Source organism: Janthinobacterium sp., from assembly GCF_031995485.1.
In the GTDB taxonomy this organism is placed as follows: Bacteria; Pseudomonadota; Gammaproteobacteria; order Burkholderiales; family Burkholderiaceae_D; genus Janthinobacterium.
The window spans coordinates 296,015-311,372 of record NZ_DAMAGB010000001.1; the positions used below are offsets into that span (position 1 = coordinate 296,015).

Genomic DNA, 15,358 nt, shown 5'->3' on the forward strand with positions numbered 1-15,358 from the left:
ACTGCATGCGTTCAGTCCATTACACCGCCCACAACGACATCAAGCTGCTCAAATGCGGCACCGACTATTTTCCCGCATTGATCGGCGCCATCGACAGCGCAAAAAAAGAGGTCTATTTCGAGACCTATATCTTTGCCGACGACGCCACCGGCACGCTGGTGCTCGATGCCCTGAAGCGCGCCGCGGCGCGCGGCGTGATGGTCTGCATGATTACCGACTGGTTCGGCACGGGGCGGCGCCGCGTCAACGCCATGCATGCCCAGCTCGAAGCGGCCGGTGTGCACCACCGCGTGTTCAATCCGTGGTTCTTGCGCGGCGTCACGCGCACGCACAGGAAAATCTGCGTGGTCGATTTCGAAGTGGCGCTGGTCGGCGGCATCAATATCAACGACGACATGTTCTGCGACTACGACCACAACATCAGCCTGGAAGCGCCGCGCTGGGATTTCGCGGTGCAGGTGAAAGGGCCGCTGGTGGACGCGATCCATATGGAAGCGCAGGCGCAGTGGGCGCGCTTGGGCAAGATGAACCTGGTGCGCCGCATCAAGCTGTACCGCAAGATGCGCGTGGTCGGCAAGGAGCTGGCGAAAAACCCGGTGGTGGCCGGCTTTGTCGTGCGCGACAACCTGCGCAACCGCCGCACCATCCAGCGCGCCTATCTGCAGGCACTGGGCCAGGCGAGGAAAAGCGTGATGCTGGCCAATCCGTATTTTGCGCCCGGCCACAAGCTGCGCCGGGCGCTGGCGCGCGCCGCCCAGCGCGGCGTCGACGTGGTGCTCCTGATCGGCGTGGGCGAGTTCCGCATGCAGGATGCGGTGGCGCACTCGTTCTATCCGAAGCTGCTGGCGGCCGGCGTGAAAATCGTCGAGTACCGCAAGACGCAGCTGCACGCCAAGGTGGCGGTGGTGGACGACGACTGGGCCACGGTGGGTTCGAGCAATATCGACGCGCTCAGCCTGTTTTTGAACCAGGAAGCCAATGTGGTGATCAAGGACGTGGCCTTTGCCAAGTCCTTGCGCGAACATATCGAACAGGGCATTGCCGACGGCAAGGTGATCCACCAGGACGACTTCAAGCATATCGGGCGCTTTCAGCGCGTCGGCTATGAAGTGGCGTTCTGGACCTACCGGCTGGTAATGCGCATTTTTTCAGTAGGGAAATACGCATGAACGAGATGACTGCTTTGCGCATCGACAAGTGGCTGTGGGCGGCGCGCTTTTTCAAGACCCGTACCCTGGCCAGCGACGCCGTCGAGACCGGCAAGGTGAAAGTCGGCGGCGAGCGCGTGAAACCGGCGCGCGGCCTGCGCATCGGCGACGAGCTGGCCATCGACAACGGTTCCGATACCTGGGAAGTGGCCGTGCTGGGCCTGTCCGACAAGCGCGGCGCGGCGCCCGTGGCACGATTGCTGTATGCCGAAACGCCGGCCAGCATCGCGCGCCGCGAGAATGCCGCGCAAGAGCGCAAACTGTTCCGCGAACCGGGCAGTACCATCAAAGGGCGGCCGACCAAGCGCGACCGCCGTCAACTGAGCAAGGCGGGCGACCTCTCCTGAGTTTGCCCCACAGCTGTCTTTCTGTCCATGGTGATGCAGCGAAGAAATGCTGCACCGCACCAATAGAACACCCGCTCTAAATTTCGTGTTTGACTTTTGAAGCTCGCTGGATAATAGTACGAGCGTTCGGATTTTTTCATGGCGTGCTTTTTTTCGTCATCATGAACAAATTCACCAGCTCGGCAACATCACTTTAGAACGGTCATTTTGAATACTTCAGTCAAATTCATGCGCAAGGGCGAACTGACGCGCGCTGCCATCCTCGACGTGGCGCTGGACTTGTCCAGCCGCGATGGCCTGGAAGGGCTGACCATCGGTTTGCTGGCGGACAAGATGAACATGAGCAAGTCGGGCGTGTTTGCCCACTTCGGTTCGCGCGAAGACTTGCAGATGGAAGTGCTCAAGCTCTACCACCATCGTTTCGAGCAGGAAGTGTTTTTCCCGGCCATGAAGGAGCCGCGCGGCATCGAACGCCTGCAGTCGATGTTTGCGCGCTGGGTCAAGCGCGTCAGCGTGGAAATCGCTTCCGGCTGCATCTATATCAGCGGCGCCGTCGAATACGACGACCGCCCGGGTCCGATCCGCGAAGCGCTGGTGTCCATGGTGCAGGCCTGGCAGGGCGCCTTGCTGCGCAGCGTCGAGCAGTCGATCACCACCGGCGACCTGAAAGCCGGCACCGATGCGCAGCAGATGGTGTATGAAATGTATGGCCTGATCCTGGCCCTGCACCACGATGCGCGCTTCCTGCGCGTGCCGGGCAGCATCGAACGGGCGCAGCGCGGTTTCGAGCGCCTGATCGAGTCGTACCAGAATCAAGCCGGCAGTACCGAATAAGCAGTCAGGCAGCATCCGCAACAACGAACACGCCGTACACATACAAACACTTAGCTAATGCCTTGAGGAGAAAATAATGGGTCAATACGTCGCGCCTATCCGTGATATGCAATTCGTTCTGCATGAGTTCCTGAACGTCGGTGAAGAACTGAAAGCCATGCCCGATTACGCCGATGTCGATGCCGACATCATCAACCAGGTACTGGAAGAGGGCGCCAAATTCACCTCGGAAGTGCTGTTCCCGCTGAACCACTCGGGCGACCGCGAAGGCTGCAAGCACGACGCCGCGACCCATACCGTCACCACGCCAAAAGGCTTCAAGGAAGCGTACAAGCAGTACGTCGACGGCGGCTGGGCAGCGCTGGCCTGCGATCCGGAATACGGCGGCCAGGGCCTGCCGGTCGTGCTGAACAATTCGTTCTATGAAATGCTGAACTCGTCGAACCAGGCCTGGTCGATGTACCCTGGCCTGTCGCACGGCGCCTACGAGTGCCTGAAAGAACACGGCACCGACCACCAGAAGCAGGTTTACCTGCCGAAACTGGTATCGGGCGAATGGACCGGCACCATGTGCCTGACCGAACCGCATTGCGGCACCGACCTGGGCCTGCTGCGCTCGAAAGCGCTGCCACAGGACGACGGTTCGTGGCTGATCACCGGCAACAAGATCTTTATCTCGGCCGGCGAGCACGACATGGCGGAAAACATCCTGCACCTGGTGCTGGCCCGCGTGCCGGACGCACCGGAAGGCTCGAAAGGCATCTCGCTGTTCCTGGTGCCGAAGTTCCTGCCGAAGGAAGACGGCTCGGTCGGTGAACGCAACCCCATCACCTGCGGCGCGATCGAAGAAAAAATGGGCATCCACGGCAATTCGACCTGCCAGATGAACCTGGACGGCGCAAAGGGCTGGATCATCGGCCAGCCGAACAAGGGCCTGAACGCCATGTTCGTGTTCATGAACGCGGCCCGCCTGGGCGTGGGCATGCAGTCGCTGGGCCTGACCGAGATCGCGTTCCAGAACGCGCTGATCTACGCCAAGGACCGCACCCAAATGCGTTCGCTGTCCGGCATCAAGAACCCGGAACTGCCGGCCGACCGCATCATCGTGCACCCTGACGTGCGCCGCATGCTGCTGACCGGCAAAGCCTACGCCGAAGGCGCGCGCGCCTTTACCTCGTACGTGGCGCTGCAGATCGACCGCGAACTGCACCACCCTGACGCCGACGTGCGCAAGGAAGCGGCCGACGAAGTCGCGCTGCTCACGCCCGTCATCAAGGCCTTTATCACCGACAACGCCTGGATCGCCACCTCGGATGCGATGCAGGTATTCGGCGGCCACGGCTACATTGCGGAGTGGGGCATGGAGCAGTATGTGCGCGACGCGCGCATCAACATGATCTACGAAGGCACCAACACGATCCAGTCGCTGGACCTCTTGGGCCGCAAAATCCTGGGCGACAACGGCGCCAAGCTGCGCAAGTTCGGCGAGAAGATCAAGGCGTTCGTGGAAGACAACGGCACCGACGAAGCGATGAGCGAATTCGTCACGCCGCTGGGCGACCTGGGCGACAAGGTCACCAAGCTGACCATGGAAATCGGCATGAAGGCGTTCCAGAATCCGGACGAAGTGGGCGCGGCCTGCGTGCCGTACCTGCGCGTGGTCGGCCACATGATCTACAGCTACCTGTTCGCGCAGATGGCCAAGATCGCACTGGAAAAAGAATCGTCGGGCGACACCTTCTACACGGCCAAGCTGGCCACCGCGCGCTTCTATTTCGCCCGCCTGCAACCTGAAACGGCCACCCTGATCCGCCAGGCGCGCTCCGGTTCGGCCAACCTGATGGCACTCGACGCAGACCTGTTCTAAGACTTGAGGAAAATATGACCAATTTCATCGTTAAAAAAGTAGCCGTCCTCGGCGCCGGCGTGATGGGCGCGCAGATCGCCGCCCATTGCATCAACGCGAAAGTGCCGGTGGTGCTGTTCGACCTGCCGGCCAAGGAAGGCCCGAAGAATGGCATCGTGCTGCGCGCCATCGAGAACCTGAAAAAGCTGTCACCTGCGCCGCTGGGCAACAAGGACGATGCGGCCCTGATCCAGGTTGCCAACTACGAAGACAACCTGGACCTGCTGGCCGGTTGCGACCTGATCATCGAAGCCATCGCCGAGCGCATGGACTGGAAACACGACCTGTACCAGAAGGTCGCGCCGCATATCGGCCCGAACGCAATTTTTGCGTCGAACACTTCCGGCCTGTCGATCACCAAGCTGGCCGAAGGCTTTGATGCCGACCTGAAATCGCGCTACTGCGGCGTGCACTTCTTCAATCCGCCGCGCTACATGCACCTGGTCGAAATCATCCCGACCGAGTTCACCAAGCCGGAAATCAGCGACCAGCTGGAAGGCTTTTTGACCACCACCCTGGGCAAGGGCGTGGTTCGCGCCAAGGATACGCCGAACTTCATCGCCAATCGCGTGGGCGTGTTCGGCATCCTGGCCATCGTGCACGAAGCCGAAAAATTCGGCCTGTCGGTGGACGTGGTCGATGACCTGACCGGCGCCAAGCTGGGCCGCGCCAAGTCGGGTACCTTCCGCACCGCCGACGTGGTCGGCCTGGACACGATGGGCCATGTGATCAAGACCATGCAGGACTACCTGCCGAACGACCCGTTCGCCGCCGTCTACAAGACGCCGGACGTGCTGGCCAAGCTGGTGGAAAAAGGCGCGCTGGGCCAGAAGAGCGGCGCCGGCTTCTACAAGAAGGTCGGCAAGGAGATCCAGCGCCTCGATTTCGCCACCGGTGAATACGTCGCCGGCGGCGCCAAGGCAGCCGACATCATCGCCCGCATCCTGAAGGAAAAGGATCCGGTCAAGAAGATGAAGGCGCTGCACGATTCGACCAATCCGCAGGGCCAGTTCCTGTGGGCGATCTTCCGCGACGCCTTCCACTACATCGCGATCCACCTCGACACCGTGGCCGACAATGCGCGCGACATCGACTTTGCGATGCGCTGGGGCTTCGGCTGGAACGTCGGTCCGTTTGAAACGTGGCAGGCCTCGAACTGGCTGCAAGTGGCCAACTGGGTCAAGGAAGATATCGACGCCGGCAAGGCGCTGTGCAATGCACCGCTGCCAGCCTGGGTATTCGAAGGTCCTGTGGCGGAAAAAGGCGGCGTGCATACGGCCGAAGGTTCGTACTCGGCCGTCTCGAACAGCTTCGTGCCGCGTTCGACCCTGTCCGTGTATGACCGCCAGCCATTCCGCGCGCCCGTTATCGGCAGCGGCGCAGTCGACGGCAAGACGGCCGGCACCACCGTGTTCGAAGACGAATCCGTGCGCGTCTGGCATACGGGCGACGACGTCTTGATCATCTCGTTCAAGACCAAGATGCACGTGATCGGCGAAGGCGTGATCAATGGCCTGAAACTGGCGCTGGCGGAAGCCGAGAAGAATTTCAAGGGCCTGGTGATCTGGCATGCGGATGCAGCCGAAGGCGGCGCATTCTCGGCCGGCGCCGACCTGCAGTCGGCGCTGCCGGCATTCATGCAGGGCGGCGTGAAAGCGGTCGATCCGATCATCGCCGAACTGCAGAAAACCTTCATGTCGCTGAAATACGCGAACGTGCCGGTGGTCGCCGCAGTGGCGGGCCTGGCGCTGGGCGGCGGCTGCGAGCTGGCGCTGCACGCCTCGAAGCGTGTCGCCTCGATCGAGTCGTACATCGGTCTGGTGGAAGTGGGCGTGGGCCTGATTCCTGCCGGCGGCGGCCTGAAGGAAGCGGCGCAGCGCGCCTATAAACAGGCCAATGGCAATGACATTTTGCAGTTCCTGAAAGTGGGCTTCACCAATGCCGCTACCGCCAATGTGTCGAAGTCGGCGCTGGAAGCGAAAAAAATGGGCTACCTGAAGGAAGACGACGTCATCGTCTTCAATCCGTACGAGCTGCTGCACGTGGCGAAAGTCGAAGCGCGCGCCATGTTCGACGCCGGCTTCCGTCCAGCCCTGCCATCGCTGATCCAGGTCACGGGCCGTTACGGCTGGGGCACCATCAAGGCGCAGCTGGTCAACATGCGCGACGGCGGCTTTATCTCCGCGCACGACTTCAAGCTGGGCGAGATGATCGCCGAGATCGTGTCGGGCGGCGATATCGACCAGGGCAGTTTTGTGAGCGAACAGTGGTTGCTGGACATGGAGCGCAAGGCCTTTTTGGAATTGCTGAACCATCCGAAGACGCAGGAACGCATCATGGGCATGATGCAGACCGGCAAGCCAGTGCGTAACTAATCGAAAAGCGAAAGCAGACTATGAGCAAACAACTTCAAGACGCGTATATCGTCTCCGCCACTCGCACGCCGATCGGCAAGGCGCCGCGCGGCATGTTCCGCAACACCCGTCCCGACGACCTGCTGGTGCGCGTGCTGCAATCGGCCCTGGCGCAAGCGCCGGGCCTCGATCCGGCGCTGATCACCGACGCCATCATCGGCTGCTCGTTCCCGGAAGCGGAACAGGGCTTCAATATCGCCCGTCAATCCGTGCTGCTGGCCGGCATGCCGAAAACCGTGGGCGGCGTGACCGTCAACCGTTACTGCGCCTCGGGCATCACCGCGATCGCCATGGCCGCTGACCGCATCCGTGTGGGCGAAGCCGACGTGATGATCGCCGGCGGCATCGAATCGATGTCGATGGTGCCGATGATGGGCCATCACCCGTCGATGAACCTGGACATGTTCACCGATGAAAACATCGGCATGGCTTACGGCATGGGCCTGACGGCCGAAAAAGTGGCGCAGCAATGGAAAGTGACGCGCGAGCAGCAGGACGCATTCTCGGTCGAATCGCACCGCCGCGCCATCGCCGCCCAGCAGGCCGGCTTCTTCAAGGCCGAAACCACGCCGGTCGAGATCATCACGCGCACGCCGAACCTGGCCACCGGCCAGGTCGATGTGAGCCGCCGCACCGTCGACACCGACGAAGGCGCACGCGCCGATTCGACCATGGAGTCGCTGGCCAGGCTGAAACCGGTATTTGCCGCCAAGGGCAGCGTCACCGCCGCCAACAGCTCGCAGATGTCGGACGGCGCCGGTGCGCTCTTGATCGTCAGCGAAAAAATCCTGCGCGAGCATAACCTGACGCCGCTGGCCAAGTTCTCGTCGTTCGCCGTGCGCGGCGTGCCGCCTGAAATCATGGGCATCGGTCCGAAGTTCGCCATTCCCGCCGCCTGCGCCGCCGCCGGCATCACGCAGGACCAGCTGGACTGGATCGAACTGAACGAAGCGTTTGCCGCACAAGCGCTGGCCGTGATCGGCGACCTGGGCCTGGACCCGTCGAAAGTGAACCCGATGGGCGGCGCGATCGCCCTGGGCCACCCGCTGGGCGCGACCGGCGCCATCCGCGCCGCCACCGTGATCCACGCGCTGCAGCGCACCAAGCAGAAGTACGGCATGGTGACGATGTGCGTCGGTGCCGGCATGGGCGCGGCCGGGATTTTTGAGCGCGTATAAGTTTGACGGACTGAAGCAATAAAACAGGGCGCTGCGGAACCTCCTCGGCGCCCTTTATCTTTTTGGAGACGACATGGATATTTTGTGCAGCAAGAGCGACGGCATACTGACGCTGGAATTCAACCGCCTGGAACGCAAGAACGCCATTACCGGCGCGATGTACCAGACCCTGGCCGACGCGCTGCTGGCGGCCGAAACCGACAACGAAGTGCGCGCCATTGTGTTGTGCGGCAAGCGCGAGATTTTCACGGCCGGCAATGACCTCGACGACTTCATGAAGACGGCGCGCCCGAAAGACGGCTCGGTCGACCATGACCGCCCGGTGTTCCAGTTCATGCGCGCGCTGTACGGCTGCAGCAAACCGGTGGTGGCGGCAGTATCCGGTCCGGCGATCGGCATCGGCACCACCATGCTGATGCACTGCGACCTGGTCTACGCGGCCGACAACGCCAGCTTCTCGATGCCGTTTACCCAGCTGGGCCTGTGCCCGGAATTTGCTTCCAGCCTGCTGTTCACGCAGCTGGCCGGCTACCCGCGCGCGGCCGAAAAGCTGATGCTGGGCGAGTCGTTCCCGGCCCAGGAAGCGCTGGAAATGGGGCTGGTGTCGAAAGTGTTGCCGCTGTACGAACTGATGCCGTTCGCGCAGGCCCAGGCCGCCAAGCTGGTGGCCCTGCCGGCTGCCTCGATCCGCGCCACCAAGCGATTGATGAAGCAAAGCCGCATGGAGCCGATCAAGGCGGCGATCGCGGAAGAAAACCAGCAGTTCAGCGCCATGCTGGGCGGGCCGGAAGCGAAGGAAGCGTTCACGGCGTTCTTTGAAAAGAGGAAGCCGGATTTCAAGAAGTTTGCCTGAGTCGCTGGCAGCAGCTTCTATTGCTGCATCTGCGCCGCCAGTTCCAGCCAGGCCCGCGCCGCTGGCGGCAGGTACGCCTGCCGGCGCCAGGCCAGCGTCATGTGCCAGTCGGTGTGCGGTTCGTCGAGCGGCGCCAGCCAGATAGCCGCGCGCCGGTGTTTTTCCGCCAGCATGCGCGGAAAAAATGCCACGCCCAATCCCGCCGCCACCAGGTCGACGATAAAGTCGATCTGGGCGCTGCGCGCGGTGATCTTCGGCTGCATGCCGCGGCGCTCGCAGGCGTCGAGAATGATGCGGTTCAGCGCAAAGCCGCCTTCAAACAGAATAAAGGGCGTGGTGGCCAGTTGCGTGAAGTCGACGCGTTCGCTGCCGGCCAGCGGATGGCTGGCCGACATCAGCGCCACCAGCGGCTCGATGCGCACTTCCTGGAAATCGAAGTCGGCGTGGACTGGCGCCAGGATGGCCGCCACGTCGATTTCGCCGTCGTGCAGGCACTGGTTGAGTTTTTGGCCGCCATGCTCCAGCAGGGCGATCTCGATGGCCGGATAGCGGCTGCGGTAGGCGGCGAACATGGCGGCAAACACCACGCCGCTGCCGACCGGCGGGATGCCGATGCGCAGCACGCCCCGTTGCAATCCCTTCAGCTCATCGAGTTCGACCAGCAGATCCTGGCGTTCGGCCAGCATGGCCTGCGCGCGGCGGTAGGCGATGTCGCCGGCCGGCGTCAGTTCGATGCGGTGGCCGAGGCGGTTCAGCAGTGGCAGGCCCAGTTCCTCTTCCAGCGTCCTGACGGCCTTGCTGACGGCCGACTGGGTCAGCGACACCGTGGCCGCCGCCTGCGAAAACCCGCCCTGGCGCACCACCTCGACAAAGATCCGCAAGGTTCGTAGATTCATCTGTATTCCATTTGCGACTGGATGGTAGAAAAATAAGTTGTTTGCATCATGGCAAACGCAAGCTTACCCTATTCAGGTCCAAACATTGGCTCGACTCCTCATGATCATTTCTTCCGCCTCCGACTACCGCGAAGCGGCACGCCGCAAGCTGCCGCGCTTCCTGTTCGACTATATCGACGGCGGCGCCTATGCCGAGCATACGCTGGCCGCCAATACCGCCGACCTGGCGGCGATCAGCCTCCGCCAGCGCATCCTGAAAAATGTCGGCGCGCTGAGCCTGGAAACGGAACTGTTCGGCCAGAAGCTGGCCATGCCCGTGGTTCTGAGCCCGGTCGGGTTGACGGGCATGTATGCGCGCCGCGGCGAAGTGCAGGCGGCGCAGGCCGCTGCCGGCAAGGGCGTGCCGTATTGCCTGTCGACCGTGTCGGTATGCCCGATCGAGGAAGTCGCGTCGCAAAGCAGCGCGCCGATCTGGTTTCAGCTGTATGTGCTGAAGGATCGCGGCTTCATGCGCAACGCGCTGGAACGGGCGCAGGCGGCCGGCGTGAAAAACCTGGTGTTTACGGTGGACATGCCGACGCCGGGCGCGCGCTACCGCGATGCGCATTCCGGCATGTCCGGACCGTATGCCGCATCGCGCCGCATGCTGCAGGCGATGACGAAGCCGGCCTGGGCATTCGATGTCGGCCTGATGGGACGTCCGCACGACCTGGGCAATATCTCCAGTTACCTGGGCAAGGCCGTCACCCTGGAAGACTATATCGGCTGGCTGGCCAATAACTTCGACCCGTCGATCAGCTGGAGCGACCTGGAATGGATACGCGACTTCTGGAAGGGGCCGATGATCATCAAGGGCATCCTCGATCCGCACGATGCCAGGGATGCCGTCAGTTTCGGCGCCGACGGCATCGTCGTGTCGAACCATGGCGGTCGCCAGCTCGACGGCGTGCTGTCGACCGCTCGCGCGCTGCCGGAAATCGCCCAGGCAGTCGGCAGCGACCTGGCGGTGCTGGCCGATTCGGGCGTGCGCTCGGGCCTCGACGTGGTGCGCATGCTGGCGCTGGGCGCGCGCGCCGTGCTGCTGGGACGCTCGTCGGTCTATGCGCTGGCGGCGGATGGGCGGCATGGCGTGGAAAACCTGCTCGACATCTTTGCCCGTGAAATGCGGGTGGCCATGACGCTGACCGGCGTGACGGCGATCGACCAGATCGATGAATCTATCCTGGCGCATAGGCCTTGATTGCCGTGCCAGGCTTTGCCACATGAAAGCCCAATACGCGCGCGTCTGCCAGCACATCCTCTGTCAGGGCACGGGCGCATGAAGAGCGAGTACACCTTTGCGGCGCTGGCAAAACAGGACGTCGCGCCGGGGCCGGACGCCGACGCGCTGTTTTTCAGCATGCTGGCGCCGGTCCTGCGCGGCTGCCCGCTGGTCGCATGCGATTCGATGGCCGCCTTGCAGATGCAGTTGACGGCGCCCGCCTATTACGTGGCGCACAAGCTGGTGGCGCATGCCGGCAAGCGCGTTATTTTCCAGGGCCGCATGGTGCAGGCCAGCGTCACTGACCTGCTGGTATTTCTCGATGCGGCAGTGACAAGCGGCGATCTGCGCCCCATGCTGCTTGCGCCCGTGTTCGAGGGAACACCGGCGCAGGTGATACATATCGATGAAGATGTGCGGCACGTCTACGCTGCAATACCGGCGAAGAAACGGCAGGTCTGACCAGGATCGTGCCATCCAGGCCGGGGCGCTGATCCAGCTGCCGGGCCGATGCTCATCCGATGAGCTCGACAGTCAGGCCAGGATTGAACTGTTCATTTTCCGGCGTGCCGTCGGGCCACCGGTAGCCGCACGGATTGCAGACCACGCGGCACTCCCCTATGCGGTAGTCGTGCGAGGCATGCATATGGCCATGCACCCACAGGTCCGCCTGCGCCACCAGCTCGTCGAGGCGCGAGGCAAAGGCGGGCGAGCCGAGGTTGGTGGCGTACTGTTCCTCGACCGAGCGCATCGAGGGTGCCATATGCGTGATTACCACCGTGCGGCCGTCGAACGGCAACGCCAGCTGCTCTGACAGCCAGGTCCTGTGCCGCGCGTGCAGGGCTGCCGTGTCCTGCGCGCACAGCAGGCGGGGAGCAGTGCCGCCGGTGCCGATGCGCTGGTAGTCGGGCATATAGCTTTGCGCAGCGCTCAAGGCTTCTTCCAGGCGCTCTTCGCCGAACAGCAGGAAATCGGTCCACAAGGTGGCACCGAGGAAGCGCACGCCATTGAATTCCACCGCGTCGCCATCGAGCAGGCGGATATCGGCGCCGTGCGCATTGGCGCTGGCGCAGGCGTCATGGATCGCTGCCTGCATCTGTTCCAGCTGATGGCCATAGCCTTCGTGATTGCCATGCACGTACAGCACCGGCAGCGCGCCAAAGGTGCGCGCGGCCCAGGCAATCGCGTTGCTGCCCGTGTCGATATCGCCGGCCAGGATGACCGCATCGGGGCGGCCGGACAGGTCGATCGCGGGCGCATCTTCGCGCCACACTTCCAGGTGCAGGTCGGACAAAATCAGCAGGCGCATGGCTAACAGGCGCAAGGTGCGCGGCAGTGGACAAGCATCCATCGTAACGCAAGCTTGACCGGCGCGCGATGGCAACGGTACTCTGTATTCACTAAAAAATATCACCTGACTGGAGCCGCATGCCATCCTTCGCCTTTTCCACGCTGTGCGCCGCGCTGGCCCTGCTGCCGCTGCCGGGGTCCGCCCTGGCGCAGGCCGCCGACGATCCCCTGACCCGTCCCATCGCCTCGCCCTACGCCGAGCAGTGGAACCGCCCGCAGCAGCCGGTGCGCATCCATGGCGACACGTATTACGTGGGCGTAGGGGGACTGAGCGTGGTGCTGATCCATACCGGGGCCGGCCTGGTGCTGATCGACGGCGCGCTGCCGCAATCGGTGGCGGCGATCAAGGGAAATATCGAGGAACTCGGTTTTCGCGTCGAGGACATCAAGTTCATCCTGAATACGGAAGCGCATTTCGACCATTCCGGCGGCATCGCCGCGCTGGCGCGCGACAGCGGCGCGCAGGTGGTGGCCAGCCCGCTGGGCGCGCAGGCCCTGCGCGCTGGGAAAGTGCTGGACGAAGACCCGCAGGCCGGCGAAATCGACCCGATGCCGGCGGTGGAAAACGTGCGCGAAGTCGCCGATGGCGAAACGCTGCAATTGGGCGAACTGGCCGTCACGGCCCACCATACGCCCGGCCATACGCCGGGCAGCACTAGCTGGACCTGGGTCTCGTGCGAGGATGAGGCGCGCAGCGACTGCCTGAACGTGGTGTTCGGCGCCAGCCTGACGCCGGTGGCGGCCGACAATTTTCATTACCTGGCCGACGAGCGCCATGCCGACCTGACGCCGGCGTTTCGCCGCGTGATGCAGGACCTCGCAAAGCTGCCGTGCGACATCCTGATTTCCGCCCATCCCGACCATTCGGGCGCCGACCGCAAGCTCGCGCAGCTGGTGATGGGCGCGTCGCCGAATCCGTTTGTCGATCCACAGGCGTGCCGCAACTACGCGGCCAAAAACGAGGCCAAGCTGGACGCGCGCATCGCCAGAGAAAAAGGCGAGGAACAGGCCAAGGCCGGCGAGGCCGGGCAGGCTGCGCCAGCGCCTGGCACGATCCGCTAGCGGCGAAGGTTGCCGGGACGGTTGCCAGGCCGGCTTATTTCAGGGCTGCTGACTGTTCGCTCAGGCGCTGCTTGAGACAAGCGCGGTCCTTTTCGGGACAGGCGCCCAGTTTTTCCATCAGCGCCGCGTGATCCTCGCTCAGCTTTTCGGCCGCTGCGGAGTTCCCCGCAACAGCTTCCAGGCGCGCCTGCCACTGCTGCAGCAAGGCCTCGTATTCGCCAGCCAGCTTTTCCGCACACAGCCGCTCTTCCTCCGGGCGCTCCATCCCGGGTGCACACTGGATGCGGGGTTGCAGCTGCCCGGCCCGCAAGGCCGCAGCGATGCCGGCATCGGGCACGATGCCCCATGATGCTTCGACATAGTGGCCGCCAAACACGTCGCCGGCGAGAACTTCGAGGCCGCCCGGTTTGGGAATCACGACCAGAGATCCGGTCGACTGCCCGGCGTCCCTGACGAACCACCGTTTTGGAAACAGGTACTGCGTCTTTCCCTTGAACCGTGCCGTTGCTCCGTAAGCAAACAAGTCAAGCTCGCGCGGCGTTTCAAACAGCGAAGACATGTCCCGCCGAATGCCGGAGGTGGCGTCATACAGAACATACGCCGTCTCATCGTAGCTTCTCTGCAGAGGCGCCATCGTCGATGAAGAAAAACGTATCACGACCACACCGCGCGCGAAGCTCACAACATCAGCCTTCGATATGAGTTCGCCGTAATGGAACGTCCGGGTTCCATCATCGTCCCTGACTTCCGGTTCGATCATGCCATCGGTTGCGCCGGCAACGGTGCTGGCGATGTCCTCATTTATTTTGCGCGCTGGCTCAGGGGCCACGCCTGTCACTATTTCGATCATTTCATTTGTCACGACCGGTTGGCGGCCCTTCGGTCCTTGCGTTTGCGTGACCCGCCGAAACTGCAGGCCATCCTGCTCCTTCACCTCACCCTTGATCGTGCGCGTCAGGATGGCGGGGAACTTGACGGGAGCGGCGTTGCGCCTCGCCAGCCAAGCAGTGGGCTCGCCCTCCTCAAAGGACGTGCCGTTCCACTGCAGCGTTTTGCTGGTCAGGGCGCGCGTGGAAGTCTCAGAACCGTGCACGACAGACGCGACGTCCGCACCATCGCTGGTGCGACACTTCTCGATGAGTTTTGGCAGGTCATTGCCGGGAGCTGGCGCCAGCTGCAACAGGCACTTTCTCCAGAACCAGGTCTTTTTCGTGGTATCGAATGCGATGACTTCGCGCTGGCTCTGCAGCAGCAGCCGCCCGACGCCATTAACCTGTCCGAGCAGTTCGAAGTAAAGCGCAGATGCATCCCTGGTCAGAAAAGCTGTCAACGATCCGAAGGCGCGGCCGGCTTTATCCATGTCGTAGGCTGCAAAGTCGAAACCGAAAAAATGGCCGTTCAGCGGCACCGAAGAAATCACCTCAGCCGCGGTCCCATTTTTAGGCATGCGCAAATAGGTCACCGGGGAATCGGACGATTCGGAGTAACTCGCCACGATCCAGTTCCCGCGCGCATCCTGCGTGAAAAAATTCTTGTAGGGCGCCCTGGCGCGGTAAGCCAGGTCGGCCGGCCACTTGAATGCCGCCAGTGCCGGCACGCGCCCGGTACATGCGGCCAGGTCGGAATTGAATTCGTAGCGGGAAGGTTTCGGGCTGGCGTTCAGTTCGGGCATCCGCGCGCGTATCCAGGCCTGTCCGGCGTCGTAGCACGCTTTGAAACTCGCTGGCTTTGCCGGAAACAGGTCTTCGGCACGGACCGTGGAACTCATCAGCAGCATGGACATCATCAGTCCCGTACAACGCATCTTCATCTTCTCTCCACCATTCCGGACACTTCATGTTACCGCTTAAAAACCTCCTGCCACCAGGAACAGATAGAAATACCCATGGAAGGCGAAGCACAGCAAGGTCATGTTTTTTACAACACATGATTGTTTTGCCATCTCACCGGTTGACACATGCGGCAACGGTGGCGCAGAATCATGGCTCGGTCAGTTTATCCACCCAACAATGAAAGGAAACAGCATGCAATACCAGGCTAGCCACAATT

13 protein-coding genes are annotated in these 15,358 nt (G+C 62.6%); 10 read left to right on the top strand and 3 right to left on the bottom strand.

The annotated features are described in order from the left end of the window. Positions 1-5: 5 nt before the first annotated feature. The 7 genes from clsB to RTQ46_RS01410 all read left to right on the top strand — a co-directional run bounded on the left by clsB (position 6) and on the right by RTQ46_RS01410 (position 8,740). A complete protein-coding gene (gene clsB, locus RTQ46_RS01380; protein ID WP_312434101.1) occupies positions 6-1,169 on the top strand; it encodes a cardiolipin synthase ClsB in 1,164 nt (387 codons plus the stop codon). After that, positions 1,166-1,555, top strand: coding sequence for an RNA-binding S4 domain-containing protein (locus RTQ46_RS01385; RefSeq protein ID WP_312434102.1), 390 nt, complete (start codon positions 1,166-1,168; stop codon positions 1,553-1,555). The genes clsB and RTQ46_RS01385 overlap by 4 nt, the downstream gene beginning before the upstream one ends. Positions 1,556-1,783: 228 nt before the next feature. Continuing rightward, positions 1,784-2,389, top strand: a complete 606-nt coding sequence (locus RTQ46_RS01390) for a TetR/AcrR family transcriptional regulator (RefSeq protein WP_312434179.1) — start codon at positions 1,784-1,786, stop codon at positions 2,387-2,389. A gap of 76 nt (positions 2,390-2,465) precedes the next feature. Then, a complete protein-coding gene (locus tag RTQ46_RS01395) occupies positions 2,466-4,256 on the top strand; it encodes an acyl-CoA dehydrogenase C-terminal domain-containing protein (protein WP_312434103.1) in 1,791 nt (596 codons plus the stop codon). 14 nt (positions 4,257-4,270) lie between these two features. Beyond that, positions 4,271-6,670 (top strand): 3-hydroxyacyl-CoA dehydrogenase NAD-binding domain-containing protein, encoded by a 2,400-nt coding sequence (locus RTQ46_RS01400; RefSeq protein WP_312434104.1) that lies wholly within the window; start codon positions 4,271-4,273, stop codon positions 6,668-6,670. A gap of 20 nt (positions 6,671-6,690) precedes the next feature. Continuing rightward, positions 6,691-7,887 (top strand): acetyl-CoA C-acyltransferase, encoded by a 1,197-nt coding sequence (locus RTQ46_RS01405; RefSeq protein WP_312434106.1) that lies wholly within the window; start codon positions 6,691-6,693, stop codon positions 7,885-7,887. 73 nt (positions 7,888-7,960) lie between these two features. Continuing rightward, entirely contained in the window at positions 7,961-8,740 is a 780-nt protein-coding gene (locus RTQ46_RS01410; protein ID WP_312434107.1) for an enoyl-CoA hydratase, read from the top strand. Positions 8,741-8,757: 17 nt separating this feature from the next. Here RTQ46_RS01410 and RTQ46_RS01415 read toward each other — a convergent pair whose 3' ends face one another. Continuing rightward, the gene (locus tag RTQ46_RS01415) at positions 8,758-9,636 is read right to left on the bottom strand and encodes a LysR substrate-binding domain-containing protein (RefSeq protein WP_312434108.1); all 879 of its coding nucleotides are present in this window, start codon (positions 9,634-9,636) and stop codon (positions 8,758-8,760) included. 100 nt (positions 9,637-9,736) lie between these two features. Here RTQ46_RS01415 and lldD point away from each other — a divergent pair, with 100 nt between their 5' ends. Together lldD and RTQ46_RS01425 are read left to right on the top strand one after the other, a co-directional pair. Continuing rightward, entirely contained in the window at positions 9,737-10,876 is a 1,140-nt protein-coding gene (gene lldD / locus RTQ46_RS01420) for an FMN-dependent L-lactate dehydrogenase LldD (protein WP_312434110.1), read from the top strand. Positions 10,877-10,954: 78 nt separating this feature from the next. Next, the gene (locus RTQ46_RS01425; protein ID WP_312434112.1) at positions 10,955-11,359 is read left to right on the top strand and encodes a hypothetical protein; all 405 of its coding nucleotides are present in this window, start codon (positions 10,955-10,957) and stop codon (positions 11,357-11,359) included. A 52-nt stretch (positions 11,360-11,411) separates the two neighbouring features. On the opposite strand, the gene RTQ46_RS01430 is transcribed toward RTQ46_RS01425, so the two are convergent. Continuing rightward, entirely contained in the window at positions 11,412-12,248 is an 837-nt protein-coding gene (locus RTQ46_RS01430; protein WP_312434113.1) for a metallophosphoesterase family protein, read from the bottom strand. Between the two features lie 77 nt (positions 12,249-12,325). On the opposite strand from RTQ46_RS01430, the gene bla reads away from it, so the two are divergent. Beyond that, a complete protein-coding gene (gene bla, locus RTQ46_RS01435) occupies positions 12,326-13,309 on the top strand; it encodes a subclass B3 metallo-beta-lactamase (protein WP_312434115.1) in 984 nt (327 codons plus the stop codon). A 34-nt stretch (positions 13,310-13,343) separates the two neighbouring features. Here bla and RTQ46_RS01440 read toward each other — a convergent pair whose 3' ends face one another. Then, a complete protein-coding gene (locus tag RTQ46_RS01440; protein ID WP_312434116.1) occupies positions 13,344-15,119 on the bottom strand; it encodes a hypothetical protein in 1,776 nt (591 codons plus the stop codon). Positions 15,120-15,358: the final 239 nt, after the last annotated feature.